Annotated in this window: 14 protein-coding genes and 1 pseudogene; 4 read left to right on the top strand and 11 right to left on the bottom strand. The window is 62.8% G+C overall.

Annotated features, from left to right (window positions below; all coding sequences use genetic code 11):
* Position 1: 1 nt before the first annotated feature.
* From K7W03_RS09235 to K7W03_RS09210, 6 genes are all read right to left on the bottom strand, one after another.
* A complete protein-coding gene (locus K7W03_RS09235; protein WP_176597929.1) occupies positions 2–3,487 on the bottom strand; it encodes an indolepyruvate ferredoxin oxidoreductase family protein in 3,486 nt (1,161 codons plus the stop codon).
* Positions 3,480–4,205, bottom strand: coding sequence for a glutathione S-transferase family protein (locus K7W03_RS09230; protein WP_222886131.1), 726 nt, complete (start codon positions 4,203–4,205; stop codon positions 3,480–3,482). The genes K7W03_RS09235 and K7W03_RS09230 overlap by 8 nt, the downstream gene beginning before the upstream one ends.
* A 1-nt stretch (position 4,206) precedes the next feature.
* Entirely contained in the window at positions 4,207–4,512 is a 306-nt protein-coding gene (locus K7W03_RS09225; RefSeq protein WP_222886130.1) for a Rieske (2Fe-2S) protein, read from the bottom strand.
* A 151-nt stretch (positions 4,513–4,663) separates the two neighbouring features.
* On the bottom strand, positions 4,664–6,079 hold the full coding sequence (locus K7W03_RS09220) for an FAD-binding oxidoreductase (protein ID WP_176597925.1): 1,416 nt from the start codon (positions 6,077–6,079) through the stop codon (positions 4,664–4,666).
* Positions 6,076–7,272 (bottom strand): cytochrome P450, encoded by a 1,197-nt coding sequence (locus tag K7W03_RS09215; RefSeq protein WP_176597924.1) that lies wholly within the window; start codon positions 7,270–7,272, stop codon positions 6,076–6,078. The genes K7W03_RS09220 and K7W03_RS09215 overlap by 4 nt, the downstream gene beginning before the upstream one ends.
* A 7-nt stretch (positions 7,273–7,279) precedes the next feature.
* Complete coding sequence (locus K7W03_RS09210) at positions 7,280–7,714, bottom strand: ester cyclase (protein ID WP_176597923.1); 435 nt, start codon at positions 7,712–7,714, stop codon at positions 7,280–7,282.
* Positions 7,715–8,067: 353 nt separating this feature from the next.
* Here K7W03_RS09210 and K7W03_RS09205 point away from each other — a divergent pair, with 353 nt between their 5' ends.
* The 3 genes from K7W03_RS09205 to K7W03_RS09195 all read left to right on the top strand — a co-directional run bounded on the left by K7W03_RS09205 (position 8,068) and on the right by K7W03_RS09195 (position 11,589).
* Positions 8,068–10,329 (top strand): TonB-dependent receptor, encoded by a 2,262-nt coding sequence (locus K7W03_RS09205; RefSeq protein WP_222886129.1) that lies wholly within the window; start codon positions 8,068–8,070, stop codon positions 10,327–10,329.
* Between the two features lie 61 nt (positions 10,330–10,390).
* Complete coding sequence (locus K7W03_RS09200) at positions 10,391–10,822, top strand: ester cyclase (protein ID WP_176597921.1); 432 nt, start codon at positions 10,391–10,393, stop codon at positions 10,820–10,822.
* Positions 10,822–11,589: an SDR family NAD(P)-dependent oxidoreductase gene (locus K7W03_RS09195; RefSeq protein WP_176597920.1), complete on the top strand. Its 768-nt coding sequence runs from the start codon at positions 10,822–10,824 to the stop codon at positions 11,587–11,589. The genes K7W03_RS09200 and K7W03_RS09195 overlap by 1 nt, the downstream gene beginning before the upstream one ends.
* A 43-nt stretch (positions 11,590–11,632) precedes the next feature.
* Here the strand turns inward: K7W03_RS09195 and K7W03_RS09190 are convergent, their stop codons facing one another.
* From K7W03_RS09190 to K7W03_RS09170, 5 genes are all read right to left on the bottom strand, one after another.
* The gene (locus tag K7W03_RS09190; RefSeq protein WP_176597919.1) at positions 11,633–11,881 is read right to left on the bottom strand and encodes a cytochrome C oxidase subunit IV family protein; all 249 of its coding nucleotides are present in this window, start codon (positions 11,879–11,881) and stop codon (positions 11,633–11,635) included.
* The gene (locus K7W03_RS09185; RefSeq protein ID WP_226869962.1) at positions 11,878–12,453 is read right to left on the bottom strand and encodes a cytochrome c oxidase subunit 3; all 576 of its coding nucleotides are present in this window, start codon (positions 12,451–12,453) and stop codon (positions 11,878–11,880) included. The genes K7W03_RS09190 and K7W03_RS09185 overlap by 4 nt, the downstream gene beginning before the upstream one ends.
* Entirely contained in the window at positions 12,446–13,237 is a 792-nt protein-coding gene (locus K7W03_RS09180; protein WP_176597918.1) for a hypothetical protein, read from the bottom strand. The genes K7W03_RS09185 and K7W03_RS09180 overlap by 8 nt, the downstream gene beginning before the upstream one ends.
* Positions 13,238–13,359: 122 nt before the next feature.
* Positions 13,360–14,385: an AraC family transcriptional regulator gene (locus K7W03_RS09175; protein WP_176597917.1), complete on the bottom strand. Its 1,026-nt coding sequence runs from the start codon at positions 14,383–14,385 to the stop codon at positions 13,360–13,362.
* A gap of 151 nt (positions 14,386–14,536) precedes the next feature.
* Positions 14,537–15,490, bottom strand: coding sequence for a TonB-dependent receptor (locus K7W03_RS09170; protein WP_226869960.1), 954 nt, complete (start codon positions 15,488–15,490; stop codon positions 14,537–14,539).
* Between the two features lie 107 nt (positions 15,491–15,597).
* Here K7W03_RS09170 and K7W03_RS09160 point away from each other — a divergent pair.
* Positions 15,598–16,445, top strand: a pseudogene (locus K7W03_RS09160) (IS3 family transposase); the annotation flags it as partial.
* Positions 16,446–16,530 lie beyond the last annotated feature (85 nt).

Below are 16,530 nucleotides of genomic sequence, written 5' to 3'. Positions count from 1 at the left end.
GTCAGGCGTTCTGGAGCAGCGGCGCGGGCGCGCCGGCGGCGAGGATGACGGCATCCTCGAATTTCTTGACGACCATCGGTTCGAGTACCCGGACCTTTTCGACATTGGCCTCCTTCACATGGCCGTAGCCACGGATCTGCGCCGGCAGCGAGGCCAGCTCGACCGCCGCGGCATGATTGGCAGGCGTCAACCTAGCCGCGACCATCTGCATCTGCGCTTCATAATGGTCGATCAGGCCGCGCTCCATCTTGCGCTCCTGCGTATAGCCGAAAATGTCGAAGGCGGTGCCGCGCAGCCCCTTGAAGCGGGCGAGGAAAGCGAACGCCTTGTCCATCCACGGCCCGAACTCGCGCTTGATCAGATGCCCATCCGCATCGCGCTTCGAAAAGAGCGGCGGGGCGAGATTGTAGCGCAGCTTCGCGCCATCCTCGAACGCATCCTTCAACTGCTGCTTGAACGCCGGGTCGGCGTGCAGCCGGGCGACCTCATATTCGTCCTTATAGGCCATGAGCTTGGCGAAGTTACGCGCGACCATGACGGACAGGCCGTCCTTGCCGGGCGTGGCGATCGATTCCGCCTTCACCACGATATCGACCAGATCCCGATAGCGCTGCGCCCAGGCCGCATTCTGATAATCGGTCAGCAGTTGCGTGCGATGCGCAACAATGTCCTCAAGGCTGGTGAGCGGCGTGAAATCCAATTCCTGCACATGGGCCACCACCGCCTTTTCGATGCGGGCGGGGTCGACCGCCTGCAAGCGCCCAAGCGCGAAGGCGGCCTTGTTGAAGGGGATGGCAACGCCGTTAATCTCCACCGCGCGCTCGATGGCTTGCGGAGAGACCGGCAGCAGACCAAGCTGGCAGGCATAGCCCAGCATGAACAGGTTGGCCGCGATCGTGTCCCCCAGCAAGGCGAGACCAAGGCCAGTGGCATCGACCCCATGGAGATCGACCGACAGCGCCTTGAGCCGATGGACGAGCAGACCCTGATCCAGCGTCAGGTCGGGATTGCGCTGGAAGGCCGGTGTCGGCGTGATGCGGGCGTTGACGACCGTCTTCGTCCGCTCGGCCGACAGCGTCATCGCCGGCTCCTTGGCAAGGCCTGCGACCGCGTCGAACGCCAGCGCCAGGTCCGCCTCTCCAATGCCCAGCTTCTGCGCGCCCAGATCGTCATTATCTGCCGCGATGCGCAAATGGCTGAACACCGCGCCATTTTTCTGGCTGAGGCCGGTCATGTCGAACACCGATGTCGACTTGCCCTCCAGATGCGCGGCCATGGCGAGCAGCGCGCCGATGGTGACGACGCCGGTACCGCCGATACCGGAGATCATGATATTATAGGCGCCGTCATGCAGCGGCACGATGGTCGGATCAGGCAGCGCCATGTCGGCCTCGCCGTCCAGTTGCGCCTTCTTCGGCTTGCGCGGTTCGGCGTCGAGTACGGTGACGAAGCTCGGGCAGAAGCCCTTCACGCAGCTATAGTCCTTGTTGCAGTTGGACTGATCGATCTGGCGCTTGCGGCCCAGTTCGGTTTCCTTGGGCCAGACGCTGACGCAATTGGACTGGACCGAACAGTCGCCGCACCCTTCGCACACCGCCGCGTTGATGAACATCCGCTTGGCCGGATCGGGGAATTTGCCGCGCTTGCGGCGGCGGCGCTTTTCTGCCGCGCAGGTCTGTTCATAGACGATGACGGTGACGCCCGGAACGTCGCGCAATTGCTTTTGGACCGCATCATAAGTGTCGCGATGGTGGACCGTCACCCCCTCGCCCAGCCCACTATGCGCGCCGTAAAGGTCGGGCCGGTCGGTCACGACGACGCAGCGCCCCGCGCCTTCGGCCAGCACCTGCCGCGTGATGTCGCCCGGCGTCAGCGGGCCGTCGACCGGCTGGCCGCCGGTCATGGCGACGGCATCGTTGAACAGGATCTTAAAGGTCATGTTGACCTTGGCCGCCACCGCGCCCCGCACCGCGAGCAGGCCGCTATGATAATAGGTGCCGTCGCCCATATTCTGAAAAATATGGTTCATGTCGCTGAAGTAGGCGAGGCTGTACCAATGCGCGCCCTCGCCGCCCATCTGGGCGTTGGGCATCATCTCCGGCCCCGAATACATCGCCATGGCGTGGCAGCCGATGCCGCCCGCCGCGATCGATCCTTCGGGAAAGCGGGTGCCGGTATTGTGCGGGCAGCCCGAGCAGAAATAGGGCGATCGCGCCGCATCGGCGGGCTTCAATGCCGCCACCGTCGCCATCTGGCGCGACAGCCGCTGCGCCCGCTCCGCCAGCGCCGCGTCCCCGACGCCCAGCCGCCGCAGCCGTTCGGCGATGACGAGCGCGAGTTGCACGGGTTCCAGCTGCTCGTCGGACGGGATCATGAAGACACCGTCCTCGTCCAGCTTGCCGACGATGCGCGGCATGTCGGGGCCGCCGTAGAGGATTGCCTTGGCCTGATTCTCGGTCAGCGGATCCTTTTCCTCGATAAAGAGGAGTTCGGACTGACCCTTGGCAAATTCGGCCAGGCCCTGCCGCTCGACCGGATACATGCAGCCCAGCTTGTAGACGCTGATGCCATGGGCCGCCGCGTCGGCGTCATCCAGCCCGAGCAGCTTGAGCGCCTGGCGCACGTCCTGCACCGCCTTGCCGGTCGACACGATGCCCAGCTTGCGGACGGGCGCGTCGACCAGCAGACGGTCGATACGGTTGGCGCGCACGAACTTCTCGATCAGCGGCCAGCGATAGCGCTTGACCACCGTCTCCGACGCGATGCGGTCGAGATGGGTGGGGTAATTGTGGAAGCCATTGGCCGGGGCCGGTCCGCGATCCGGCGTGACCGGGCCGTTGTCGCCGACGCGAACATCGACCGTCATGGTCTGCTCCAGCGTCTCGTTCGTCAGCTTGAAGCCGGTGTAGAGGCCGGTATAACGCGACATGGCGATGCCCAGCAGGCCCAGGTCGATGACGTCCTGCACATTGGACGGCGCCAGGATCGGCATGCCCGCGTGCATCAGCGCCATCTCGCTCTGATGCGACACGGTGGAGGACTTGCCCGAATGATCATCGCCCGCGACGATCAGCACGCCGCCGTTGGGGTGGGTTCCCGCGAAATTGCCATGCTTGAACGGATCGCCCGAACGGTCGACGCCCGGTCCCTTGCCATACCAGATGGCGAAGACGCCGTCTTTGTTCGCGCCCGGCGTGGTCGCCAGCATCTGCGTGCCCCACACCGCCGTCGCCGCCAGATCCTCGTTCACGCCGGGCTGGAACAGGATATCATGGCTTTCGAGCAGCTTCTTGGCCCGCCACAATTCCATGTCGTAGGACCCAAGCGGCGACCCGCGATAGCCCGAGATAAAGCCGCCGGTGTTAAGGCCGTTGCGCTGGTCGATCTCCCTTTGCAGTAGCGGCACGCGGATCAGCGCATGGGTACCGCTCATGATCACCCGGCCGTCATCGACCGTATATTTGTCGTCGAGTTTCACATCACGCATGGGCATTGTCTTTCGGCTCCGGCTCGTGCCAGGCAGCCGCCTTGTCGCGGAGGTAGGCAGCAAAGGCGGGGGTAAAATCGGCAAGGACGGTGCGGCTGGACGGGCGCGTCACCATCATGGCGTACCAGTCGCGCAGGCCCGCAATGGAATCGAGCAGCGAGGCGCCGTAGCTGAACTGCATGACGCGTTCGCCCACGTCGAAGGTATAGAAGGCGAACAGGTCCGCATGGGTCAGCCCGGCCCCCAGCAGGAAGGGGTTCGGCCGCACCAGATGCGCCAGCGCGCGCATCGCGCGCTCGACGACCGGCTGGACGGCGGCGATCGTCTCCGGCGCATTGACACCCCCCATGAAGACGCCGGGAAAGAGCGAGCGCAACGGCGCTTCGACATAGAGCTGGACGATATTGATGACCTGCCGCGCGCGGGCGCGCTCAAAGGCATCGGACGGATAGAGCGGAACGCCGGGAACGGCCTCCTCGATATATTCAAGGATCGCGACGGTTTCGGCGATGCAGCCCTCGTCCGTCCGCAGATAGGGAATCTTGCCCATCGCGCTCTGCGCCAGAAACGCGTCATCCTGGGCCGCGCGGGTCGGGACGACCGTGAAGGCCGCGCCCTTTTCGATCAGCGCCGCCCGCGCCGCGTTGAAATAATTGCTGACCGGATAGCCGTGCAGGGCCAGGGTTCCGGGCGCAGGATCGAACGACGGATCGGTCATGTCATGCCGAAACCTGGGAAACGAGGATGTCGTTACCCTCCACCGTCACGTCGTACCGCTTGATCAGAAGGTCGGGATCTTCCTCACATTCGCCCGTGACCAGGTCGAAGCTCCAGCCGTGCCAGGGACAGGTCAGCACCGTGCCGCACAATTCGCCCTGATGCAGCGGCCCCTGCGCGTGCGGGCAGCGCGCCTGGGTGGCGACGGGCGTACCCTTCACCAAAAAGATCAGGATCTTTTCCGATCCCAGCGACGCGCGGAGCGGCTTGTCTGCCGTCAGCTCCGACATTTCACCCACTTTCATCATATCCGCTCCCTTGCCCCGTCATACATCGGGGTCTGTGCATCCTGTCCTAGCGCATCCTGCCCCAACACAGCAGGGCGAGCGACGCCATATCCGGGCAAAAGGTGACAGCCGGTGACGTTCGGCTCTTCCCGACCGACATGGACGGCCGCGCTCATCCTTTTTCCTCGGCGAAGATCTTGCCCGGATTGAGGATGCCCTTGGGGTCCAGCAGTTTCTTGATGTCGCGCATCAAACCGCGCTCCAACGGGTTCCGCGTGATCGGCAACCAGGGCTTCTTTTCCAGACCGATGCCATGTTCGGCGGACACCGACCCCCCGATCGGACGGAGCGGTTCATAGACGCAGGTTTCCACCTGCTCCCGGTCCTCGGACGTTCCCGCGCCGATGGCGATGTGCAGATTGCCGTCGCCGACATGGCCCAGAAATGCGATGCCGCCATCGGGCCAGATCGCCTTCAACCGGCGCCTGACCTCGCCCATATAGGCTTCCATTGCGCCGACTGGCAGGCTGACGTCGAAGGCGTAGAAAGGCTGGAAGTCATGGACGATATGTTCCAGATCCTCCCTTATGCCCCAGATCGCAGCGCGATCCTTTTCCGACCGTGCGACGATGGCGTCGTCGAACAGCCCTTTTTCCGCAGCGTCTGCCAGCACCGCCTCGAACAGGTCGCGGTCGCGCTCATGGTCGGAACCCAGCGCCTCGATCATCGCATAATAGGGCTTGTCAGACCCGAGCGGCGCGGCGTGGCGCCCCTCCCCGGTGTTGACGCGGTAGAAACTGTTGTCGACCAGCTCGAACGCACTCAGCAGGCCACCGAGCGCGCCGTCGACATGGCGCAGCAATTTGGCGATGCGATCGAAACTGTCGGCGCAGACCAAAGCGGTATTGCTGCTGACCGGCCGCTCCCGCAGGCGCAGGACCAGGCGGGTGATGACGCCCAGCGTCCCCTCGCTGCCGATGAACAGCTGCTTCAGGTCATAGCCTGTATTATTCTTGATCATCTGGTTCATGGAACACAGCACCCGGCCATCGGCCAGCACCACTTCCATGCCAAGAACCTGCTCTCGCATCATACCGTAGCGGATGACGCGCATCCCGCCCGCATTGGTCGCCGCATTGCCGCCGAGCTGGCACGATCCCCGTCCGCCCAGGTCCAGCGGAAAGCTGAGGCCATGGGCTTCCAGATGATCCTGAAACTGCTCCAGGATCACGCCCGCCTGGACGATGGCGGTGCGGTTGGCGGGATCGACGCTCTCGATCCGGTTCATCCGTTCTAGCGACAATATGACCTCGCCCGGCCGCGTCTGGGTCGCGCGGACCCAGCCGGACATGCCGCCCTGGATCACCACCGGCTGACCGGCCGCATGGCACAATGCCATGACCTGCGACACCTGCTCGGTGGTTTCGGGACGCAACAGCACGTCCGCCTCGATCCGCGCCATGAAATAGCCGGGATGGCGGCCGGAAACGTCCTCGCCAGTCAGCACGCCGCCCTCGCCTAAAATGGCGCGGAACTGGTCGATCAATGGGGTCAAGGGCGCACCGGCAGCCGAAGGATCGCCGCTCATCGGGCCTTGAACCTGACCGGCAGCGTCTTGGGGCCGCGCGCGAAATAGGAATCGGACCATTTGACCGTGTCGCCGATCGCCTCGATACTTTCAAAGCGCGCAGTCAATATCTCCAGCGCGCTCTTCGCCTCCATGCGCGACAGATAGGAGCCAAGGCAGAAATGCGGCCCCTGCCCGAAGGACATGATCTCCTTGGGGTTGCGGTCCAGCACCAATTCCTCGGATCGGTCGAACTTGCGCTCGTCATGATTGGCCGAACCCAGCAGCGGTAGCACCAGCGACCCCTTGGGGATGGCGACCCCCGCCAGCTCGGTGTCGCAGGTCGTGTGCCGGAACAGCATCTGCACCGGCCCGTCGAAGCGCAGCATTTCCTCCAGCAGAACCGGAATCTTCTCGGAATCGGCCCAGATGGCGGCGGCGATATCGGGATGGGTCTTCAGATGCGCGAAGGTGATGCCCAGCAGGTTGGTGGTCGTTTCGACCCCGCCGATCAGCAGCAATATCGCCATGTTCAGCACTTCGCTGCGGGTCAGGCGCTCGCCATTGACCTCCGCCTGGATGAAGCCGCTGATCAGGTCGTCGCCGGGATTGGCCGACCGTTCGTCATAGACCTGCTCGAAATAGGCGCGGATCGCCTTCGAACTGCGCTCGATCTCGGCAAGGCGTTCGGGGCCATAGGCCGCGCGGTTGCCCGCCGCGAGCAGATCATCGACCCACGTCTTGAAATCCACCCGGCGGGCAATGTCCACGCCCAGCACTTCGGCAATCACGCTGACCGGGAACAGCCCGGAAAACTCCCAGACGAAATCGAACTCGCCTTCGCTGCCATGTTTGGCAAAGATGTCGTCGATCAACTCGTGCGTCACGCTGCGAATACGATCCTGCAAAGCGCCCACCCGGCTCGGCACGAACGCCTTGTTGGCGAGCTTGCGGATGCGGACATGGCCCGGCGGGTCGAGCGAGATCATCGGCTGCACTTCGGGCACCGGATCATATTCGCCGAGCAACGCCGGCCAGAATTGCGCGGAGGAGAAAGTCTTGCCGTCGCTCAGCACTTCCTCGACATCGTCCCAGCGGGAAATGGCGAAGCCCTGCATCATGTCCAGCCATTTGACCGGCTCTTCGGCCCGCAGCTGGGCATAATGCGGATAGGGATTGGCGGTGACCGCCGGGTCCAGGGGATTATAGGTCATTGCGCTTTCAAGCCTGAGCCGTGTCGAACGCCGGGATGACGCCCAGTTGCTGGAAGACCGGAACCGCATCCCAGATGCTGCGCTCCAGCACGATCTTGCCATTCTCGTCCCAGCCCATGACCGTGACGCCGCGGGTCTTGGTGATCTTGCCCTTGGCGGGCACGCCCAGGAAATCGCCGGCATGCTTGGTTTCCCAGGTCCATTGGAAGGACCCCAGCCGGTTGTCGCCGACATAGTCGAACACGTCGAACCTGTTATAGCTCTGGGTCGGGTCCTCGATGATGAAGCCTTCGAAGAATTTGCGCAGCGCCGGGAGATCATTGTTGATCCGAAGGTCGAAATTGACATCCTCGAACTGGAACTGCGGATTGTAGAGCGTCATCAGCTCGTCTGTACCGTCGGCGAACAGGCCGATCCAATATTGCGCCCAATCCTTGTTCATCTGCTCTCTCCTCTGCGGCGCGCCTGCTTGCGCGTCTGTCGGGCAACTTATGCGGCGCGCCCATGACCTGATTGATAATGCTGCTCCAAAAAGCAGCCATGGCCAAGCGCGCATGCGATTTGCTTTTCGTGCCAAAATCTGGGCAATTTCGCGCCAGCGCCGCTTATGCTGCATCGCAAAATGGCGGAAATCCGCGATTGCCGCTTGTAATCTATTGTCCCGCTAGGTCATGCCTTGTCACGCTGGGGCATTTTCTTCGACACCATATCGGCGTCTTTAAGGGGCCACTCTGAATTCACGTCCAACAGAAGCCGAGACAATCGGCAACGCATGATCAGGGAAGGAGAGATGTTTTGAAGGCCATCACCCATTTACCGCTTATGAGCCTTATCCTGTCGGCGGGTCTTGCCCTGCCGGCGATGGCTCAGGAGCCCGCGCCCGAGCAACCACCGCAGCGCGGCAATACGCTCGAAGAGATTGTCGTCACCGCGACCAAGCGCAACGAGAATTTGGTCAAGGTGCCGATCTCCGTCAGCGTCGTCACGGAAGCGGCGATCGCGGAACGGGGCATCACCCGCCCTGCCGATTTCCTGGCTTCCACCCCCAACGTCACCTTCGTCGAGGATAATGCGGGCGAAGCCTATATCAACATCCGCGGCCAGACGTCGGTGCGCAATTCCGACCCGAACGTCGCGATCGTCATCGACGGCGTCACCCTGTCGAGCGTCAAGCCGTTCAACCAGGATCTGTTCGGCATCCAGCAGATCGAAGTGCTGAAAGGACCGCAGAGCGCCCTTTACGGCCGCAACGCGGCTGCCGGCGCCATCGTCATCACCACCAAGAAGCCGGGCGACACGTTCGAGGGGAATGTCGTCGCCGCCTATGGCAATTTCAACACCGCCCGCGCCAGCGCATCGGTCAGCGGCCCGCTCGCGCCGGGCTTCGGCTTCAGCGTCGCCGGCGCGTTCCGCGACACCGACGGTCCCTTCACCAACATCACCACGGGGGAGAAGGTGCAGCGGTTCCAGAACAGCAGCGGCCGCGCCCGGCTGGTCTATGACAATGACGGGCCGTTCACCGCCGACCTCAAGGTCACGGCGCTCCGGTCCAAGGGGGGCGGCAGCGCCTATAATGCGCAGTTTGTCGGCCTGCCGATCGGTGGCTTCCCCGGCACTGCGCTGGACGCGAACAATACCGACATGCCGTTCGTCTCCAACGTCACCGGCGCGTTCAGCGAAAAGTTCATCGATGCCACCTTCAAGGCGGAATATGACATGGGCTGGGCGAAGTTCACGTCCATCTCCAGCTACAACCATCTGAACCAATATTTCGGCAGCGACAGCCCGCCCTATATTCCGCAGGACACCGGCCTCGCAGGCGGGGGCACCGTGCAGCAATATACCTATTCCGACACCAATTATTCGCAGGAAGTGCGCCTGACATCGGACAGCGCCAATCGCTTCCGCTGGCAGCTCGGATTCTACATCCTGCGGTTCGAACGCGACCAGACCAGCAAGATCGGCCTGGACACCAATGGCTCGCTTCCCGCCGATCGCGACACGATCGACCCGGCGACCACGGTTTCCTTCAGCAATCCGCTGTATCGCACGACCAGCTACGCGCCGTTCGCCAGCGTGCAGTTCGACCTGACCGACCAGTTCCATATCAACCTGGCCGGACGCTACGACACGGAAAAGCGGTCGATCCGCGAAGCCGCCTCCCCCGCGATCAATCCGCTGACCGGCGTCAGCTATAATAATTGCGTGGCGCAGGGACAGGCATTCGACACCTGCAAATTGTCGCGGACCTTCAAGCAGTTCCAGCCCAAGGCCAGCCTGTCCTACGACCTGGCGCCGACCGCCAGCGTCTATGCCAGCTACGGCAAGGGCTTCAAGTCGGGCGGCTTCAACCCGATCGGTTCGCGCCAGGCGCTGATCGACGCGGCCGGCGGCAATGCGGCCAATATCTATGTGCAGGACGGCTATAACAAGGAAGTCTCCACCTCCTACGAGATCGGCGCGAAGGCCCGCTTCTTCAATCGTCGCCTGTCGATCAACGCCGCCGTCTTCAAAACCGACATTTCCGGCGCGCAGCAGTTCCAGTTCCAGCCGTCCGCCGGCCTGCAAACGACGGTCAGCATCGACAAAGTCAAGCTCAAGGGCTTCGACGTGGACTTCGACGCAATGCTGCCGATGGGCCTCCATCTGTTCGGCGGCTACGGCTATACGCACGGGCGGGTTGCGGCCTTTGCCGGTAACCCGGCGGCGGTCGGCAATGTTGCGCCGGGCGCGTTCAAATATACGCTGAACCTGGGCGCCAGCCAGAATATCGACCTGACCGACGACTTGCGGCTGGTACCACGGGTCGAGATGAACCGCTATGGCTCCATCTGGTGGGACGTCGACAATTTCGCGGGCACGAAGCGCAACCCGCTGACCCTGCTGAAGGCCCGCCTGTCGCTCAAGAGCGCGCATGGCTGGGAAATCTCGGCCTATGGCGACAATCTCACCAACAGGAAATATTATCAGGAAGTCGTGCCTTTGCTGTCGGTCTTCACCGTCAACTATCGCGGTCCGACCCGCAGTTATGGCCTAGAAGCACGCGTCGATTTCTGAAACCTCTCCCTGGGACCCGGCATCGCGCCGGGTCCCTTTTTTGCGATCGCGGAGGGACGACATGAACCTGGAATGGGAACAGGACTGGCTGGAACAGTTCGACAATCGGCTGGAAGAGCTGATGGCCAATTATCCCGAAGAATTTGAATATGAGGATTTGAACTTCGGCGTCCGCATCGACAATGATCGCGAAAAGCTGCGCCGCTGGTTCACGACCTTCGAAAATGCCGATCCCGACAAGTCCAGACATTATTTTAACGCCACCCGCTATCATGGCGACGAAAAGGGCGGCTGCCTGGAATGGACGTGGGAGATCCATCACAGTTCCGACTTCCTGGGCCTTCCCTCGACGGGCAAGACCACCCTGGTGCAGGGCATGACCATCCACGCCTTCAAGGATGGCAAGATCGTACTGGAACGCAGTCTTTGGGACACCGCCGCACTGATGCGGCAATTGGGCCTTCAGGCGCCCGTCGAAGTGGAGTTTCATTGATGTTCGACCTCACTGGCAAGGCCGCGATCGTCACCGGCGCGGGATCGGGCATCGGCGCCGCCATCGCCCAGCGGTTTCGCGCGGCGGGCGCCGACGTGCTGGTGGCGGACATCAGCCCCAACGCCGAAGCGCTTGCCCATGAATGGGGCTGCGCCTTCCGCCGCACCGATGTCGGCCAGCCCGGCGAGATGGAGGCGCTGTGCGAGGACGCGGTGGCGCGCTTCGGCAAGCTCGACATATTGGTCAATAATGCCGGCATCGCCGCCGCCGCGCCGATCGCGGACGCGGACGAGGCGCGATCGCAGCGTTTCTGGCGCGTCCATATATTGGGCGTGCAGATGGGCATCAGGCACGCGGCGGCGCGAATGACCGCTGGCGGATCGATCGTCAACATCTCGTCGATCACGGCGGTGCGCGGCTTCCTGCAATGGGGTGAATATGCCGCGACCAAGGCCGGGATCATCTCGCTGACCCAGACCGCCGCGGTCGAATATGGCCCGCGCGGCATCCGCGTGAACTGCATCGCGCCCGGCATCATCGACACGCCGCTGGCGATGGACGAAGCGCCCGACATGGTGACACGCAACGCCAATGTCTTCACCCTGCTCGGCCGGATCGGCCGCCCCGAAGAACTGGCCGCCGCCGTCCATTTCATGGCGAGCGACGATGCAAGCTATGTCACCGGCCAGACCTTGCTGGTCGACGGCGGCTGGAGCACGGGCACGTCGATCAAGGGCATCGAACTGGCGCTGTCGACGGCGGATTAGCCATGGGTGGCCGCCGCGCATCTCTCGTGCGGCCCCCATCGCCTCATGCCAGGAAATGCAGCCCCAGGATGATCGCCCCGCTCACCCCCACCAGGCCGTCGAAGACCAGTCGCCAGGCCAGCGGGGCGATGCGCAACTCCATATAATGGCGCACGATCAGCTGCGCCTTGACCGTCGCAGCCAGCATCACCAGCGCAAAGCCCCATCCCGCCGCGCCAGCGCCGCCGAACCCTGCCAGCGTTGCCAGCATCAGCAGCGCCCAGATCGCCGTCTGCCTGGACGGCCGCGTCATCGTGCGCCCTGCAAATAGAGCATCGCGAACAGGAACACCCACAGCAGGTCGACCATGTGCCAGAACAGCGCGCAGGATTCGATCCAGCCCATGAAGCCGGCTCCGACCCGCTCGGCCCGCGCTCGGACAAGCGTCGCGACCAGCAGGGCGATGCCGATACCGTAATGGAGCAGATGGATGCCCGTGAAGACATAGTAGAAGGTGAAGAAGGCGTCGGTCTGCGGCGTCAGGCCCTGCGCGATCTTGTCGGCATATTCGATGGTCTTGACGACGCCAAAGCCCAGGCCGACAGCGATGGCGCACAGCAGGCGGCGGCACACCCTATTCATCTCCCCCGCCCGCGCCGCTTCCACCGCCAGCGCCACCAGCCAGCCGCTGGTGATCAGGATGAGCGTGTTGAGCAGCCCCAGCCGGATATCGAGCATCGCCGCCGACCGCGCGAACAGAGCAGGCTGCGCCATGCGCTCGACCATGAAATAGCCGAAGAACAGGATGAAATTGGCCGTATCCGCCGCGATGAAGGTCAAGATGCCAGGAACGGCGGTCGGGCGGCGCGTTGCGGCCTCACCCATCCGCATGATCGCGTTGCAACCGGGTGAGGGCGCGCAGCGTGAAGATCGACAGGATCAGCATCGCCCAGAAGAAGAGGGAGAATTCCACCCAATAGTTGAAGAAGCCGCTGCGCGAGAAGGGACCATCGCGGAAGAAGGGCAGGAAGCAGAAACCCATGAACGCGATCGCCACCCAGATCGCGAACCAGCACACCGGCTTGGGGATCAGTGGCACGGCGCGCCAGTCGTTGAGGAAACAGATGGCGAAGGCCGTGATCTGGAGCATCGTCAGCGAAAAGGCCATGTCGAACATGATCCATCCGGTGTCGTAAAGCGTCATCAGGATCGCGGGATCCGCCTCGGGCCGGAAGGCGGCGGTCAGCCAGAAGGCGGGCGGAAAGACCAACACCAATGTCGTGAAACCCGCGCCCCACAGTTGCAGGCGGGAAAGCACGTCATTGTCCCGCTCGGCCGCCTCCATCACCTTCGTAATGCCCATGCCCCAGACGAGATAGAGGACGCCCGAAACCATCATGCCGATCATGCCGATCCGCGCTGACGTGGTATGCTGGCGAAAATGCGCCGCAATCTCGTCGGCCGAAAGCGCCGCCGAATAGGGCGGAACATTGTGGCCGAGCAGCGCGAAGAAGATGATCAGGAGGACAAGCAGCGCCGGCCCCATCCATAGGCAGAACCGCACATAGCGCATGGGGTTGGGAGCAGGTGCGACCCGATAGGCTTCCCGTACCTCCATGTCCGGGGACAGATGATCGACAGCCGCGCTGCGTACACTGGATGCCGTCACAGATCCCCACTCCTGGCTTTCCGGTCACTGGCCGGTTTCCGCCAGAATAGGCGATCGCGCCGGCCGTCACGATGGCCCAGGGTGCCGCGACCCGGCTTATCGTGCCAAAGTCGGCGGGTCGATCAGTCTTCGGCCAGGCTGCGGTCTTCGATCGACCGCCCTTCCCGCCACACGCTCGGCCGCTGCGCGGTCCAGCGCATGAAGGCGCGGGAAAAGGTGCTGCTGCTGGAAAAGCCCAGCAGATAGGCGATATTCTCGACGGTCAAATCTGGCCGGCGCAGATAATCATAGGCCAATTCCTCGCGCAGTCGGTCGAGCACCTCCTGAAAGGTCGTATTCTCCTCCCGCAGGCGGCGCAGCAGGGTCCGTTCCGTCATAGCGAGCAGGCGCGCTGTCTCCTGCTTGCTGGGCTCACCATTGGGCAGCTGTCCGATCAGCGCGTCGCGCACTTTGCGGGAAAAGCGGCTGGCAAACCGGAAGGCGAGATATTTGGCCGCCATCTCATCCAGCATCGTCGCCAGTTCCTCGTTCGCGGACGGGACGGGCCGTTCCAGCACCTCTCCCGGAAAAAGGATGCTGTTGATCGGCTGGCCGTAGCGGATCGGACAGCGGAAGACATCGCGATAGGCTTGGTCATCGGCAGGCTTGCGATGGCGGAAACTCACTTCGATCGGTGTGATCGGCGCCGACAATATCCATTCGCACAGCAGGAAGAAGCCGGCGAGCATCGTGTCGATCGTCTGGTAGATCGGCTGGCGGCCGCCGGTGTTGAGGTCGACCGTCAGCCGATAGCCTTCCTCCTCGCGCTGGAACGACACCGCCGCCGAATCCGAGATCAGCCGGGCGGAATGGGAAAAGCGTTCGGCGGCACGGCGCAGGGTCGCGCTGCACGACATGGCATAGCCCACGACATGAAAGGTCGACGGGCGGATATGGCGCGCGACCTTCAATCCGAAATTGGGATCGCCGGTCGCATCGACCGCGGCGATCCACAGGCTCGTCACCTGATCCTGCGAATAGCGATGGGCAAGATCGCCGACGCGGCTGGCGTCCATGTCGATACCGCGCATCAGCGCGCCCGGATCGACGCCCGCATCCTCCAGCGCCTTCACGATCGCCAGAATCCACGCCGACAAGCCGGTTTGCACGCTATACCCCTCCCTCGCCGGGACTGTCCCGTCCGGGCCATAATGCAGAGGCGTGGCGCGAAAGGCAAATGGATGCGGGGACGCGTCCCGAAGAAAAGGCCGCAGCCCTGATATCCGGCTGCGGCCCAGTATCCCACAGAGGATGGCAGGATCAGTCAAACTTGAACTTCAGCGTCGCGCCATAGGTGATGGGCTTGGCCGCGTAACGCACGACCACGTCCTGAGTGACGAACTGGTTGGTCCAATAATAGCTGTTGGTGACGTTGCGGCCCCAGATGCTGAAGCTCCAGCGGTCGTCCAGCCCCTTGACCCCGGCGCGCAGATCGAGCGTCGCGAAGCTCTGGATGACGGAGGCAGGCGCGTTGCCCAGCGTCGAACTGGTCTTGCTGTTGAGCAGCATGTTGGCGCCGACGAATGCGCCCAGCCTTTCGGTCAGCGGAAAGCTGTAATCGACGTCCGAGACGATGTGCCATTTGGGCGAGAAGGGCAGCGCCGACCCCGCATAATCGGCCAGCACGCGCTCATTATTGATGCCGGTGAAGGTGAGAACCTTGGAATCGACATAGGCGACCGCATTGCGGAAGGTGAGGCCCTCGGTCGGGCGGGCGGTGATCTCCAGCTCGAAACCGTTGATCCGCGCCTTGGGAATGTTCACCAGTTGCTCCAACTGGTTGAAAATGGGATCGACGATCAGGCCGCGCACCTGCTTGTCGCGATAGATATAGTGGAAACCGGCAAGATTGACCTGCAACGCCCGGTCAAGCGCGGTGATCTTGGCGCCGACCTCATAGGCGGTCACCGATTCCTGCGTCACCGGCGCGAACTGCCCGGTGGTAGATGCGGGGACGGTCGGGAAACCGCCCGACTTGTAGCCGCGCGAGGCCAGCACATAAATCAGCACGTTCCGGCTCGGCTTGCAATTGACGCCCACACGCCAGGAGAAATTATCCTCCTTCAGCCTATCGGCAAAGGGGGCACGGATCAGTTCGAAGGTCGCCGCGTCCATATTAAGGCAGGTGCCACCATCGGCCAGCGCACCGGGCGAGCCCGACAGGATATCGGACAGGACGGTGAAGGTCGTCTGCGTGCCGATATCGCCGGGCATGCAGGAGGTGAAGGCGTTCCTGCTCCTAGTTGAGGTGACATGGGGAAAGTGGTCCACACGCAAAGTTAGTTTTTCCGGCGCATTTTCCATTTGAGGGAGATACGTCGATGAAGAGGCAAAGGTTTTCCACAGAGCAGATCGTAGCGGTCTTGAAGCAGGCCGAGCTGGGCATGCCGATAGCGGATTTGATCCGCCGGGTTGGGATCACCGAGCAGACGTTTTACCGTTGGAAGAAGCAGTATGCCGGCCTGGAATCGGATCAGGTCCGTGAGCTCAAGCAGGTGGTTGAGGAGAATGCGCGGCTGAAGAGGTTGGTCGCGGAATTGAGCCTGGACAAGGCGGTCCTTCAGGATGTGCTATCAAAAAAGTTTCCAGGCCAGCGCTCATGAAACAGGTTGTAGACTACGTCGTGGCGTCCCACGGCTACAGCCAGCGCCGAGCCTGTCGGTTGACGCAGCAACATCGTTCAACGCAGCGCAAGCCGAGTACGCGGGATCCGCGCACCGCAGTTCGTCAGCGGATGCATGAGATCGTGGCGACGCGAATCCGCTATGGCTATCGGCGGGTCCATGTGATGCTGAAGCGTGAAGGCTGGTCGGTCGGGCGCAACGTCGTCTATCGCTTGTACCGCGAGGAAGGCTTGGTTTTGCGTACGAAACAGCCGCGCCGGCGCAAGATGCTGGTCCATCGCGAAGCGCGGTGCAGGCCGCAGCGGCCCAACGAGGCGTGGAGCCTGGACTTCGTCCACGACCAGCTCAGCGGCGGAGAAAAGTTCCGGATGTTGACAGTCGTCGACATTTTCAGCCGCGAAGCGCTTGCCATCGAGGTCGGGCAACGGCTTCGCGGCGAGCATGTTGCCGAGGTGCTCAATCGGCTGGTGCGTCAGCGGGGAGCGCCACGATATCTATTTGCCGACAATGGTGGCGAATTTACCGGCAGGGTGGTGGACCTGTGGTGATCTGATCCCGGAAAACTGGATCGCTTGGAGTTAGAGTTTTTCGCCGTAATCTCCCTGGCTGGGAGGAGCGAAAGACGATGAA

Origin of the sequence: Sphingobium sp. PNB, assembly GCF_019873065.1 — a bacterium.
Classification (GTDB): Bacteria; Pseudomonadota; Alphaproteobacteria; order Sphingomonadales; family Sphingomonadaceae; genus Sphingobium; species Sphingobium fuliginis.
The sequence above is the reverse complement of the archived record's forward strand: the minus strand, read 5'-3'. Positions and strand labels throughout refer to the sequence as shown.

What these genes read in the sequence shown, in the direction of transcription:
- K7W03_RS09215 (WP_176597924.1), bottom strand. Translation starts at nt 7,272, where the DNA reads ATGACCTATAATCCCCTGGACCCGGCGGTCACCGCCAATCCCTATCCG.
- K7W03_RS09220 (WP_176597925.1), bottom strand. Translation starts at nt 6,079, where the DNA reads ATGAGCGGCGATCCTTCGGCTGCCGGTGCGCCCTTGACCCCATTGATC.
- K7W03_RS09225 (WP_222886130.1), bottom strand. Translation starts at nt 4,512, where the DNA reads ATGATGAAAGTGGGTGAAATGTCGGAGCTGACGGCAGACAAGCCGCTC.
- K7W03_RS09190 (WP_176597919.1), bottom strand. Translation starts at nt 11,881, where the DNA reads ATGACGCGGCCGTCCAGGCAGACGGCGATCTGGGCGCTGCTGATGCTG.
- K7W03_RS09195 (WP_176597920.1), top strand. Translation starts at nt 10,822, where the DNA reads ATGTTCGACCTCACTGGCAAGGCCGCGATCGTCACCGGCGCGGGATCG.
- K7W03_RS09170 (WP_226869960.1), bottom strand. Translation starts at nt 15,490, where the DNA reads ATGCCCGGCGATATCGGCACGCAGACGACCTTCACCGTCCTGTCCGAT.
- K7W03_RS09185 (WP_226869962.1), bottom strand. Translation starts at nt 12,453, where the DNA reads ATGGGTGAGGCCGCAACGCGCCGCCCGACCGCCGTTCCTGGCATCTTG.
- K7W03_RS09200 (WP_176597921.1), top strand. Translation starts at nt 10,391, where the DNA reads ATGAACCTGGAATGGGAACAGGACTGGCTGGAACAGTTCGACAATCGG.
- K7W03_RS09210 (WP_176597923.1), bottom strand. Translation starts at nt 7,714, where the DNA reads ATGAACAAGGATTGGGCGCAATATTGGATCGGCCTGTTCGCCGACGGT.
- K7W03_RS09235 (WP_176597929.1), bottom strand. Translation starts at nt 3,487, where the DNA reads ATGCGTGATGTGAAACTCGACGACAAATATACGGTCGATGACGGCCGG.
- K7W03_RS09230 (WP_222886131.1), bottom strand. Translation starts at nt 4,205, where the DNA reads ATGACCGATCCGTCGTTCGATCCTGCGCCCGGAACCCTGGCCCTGCAC.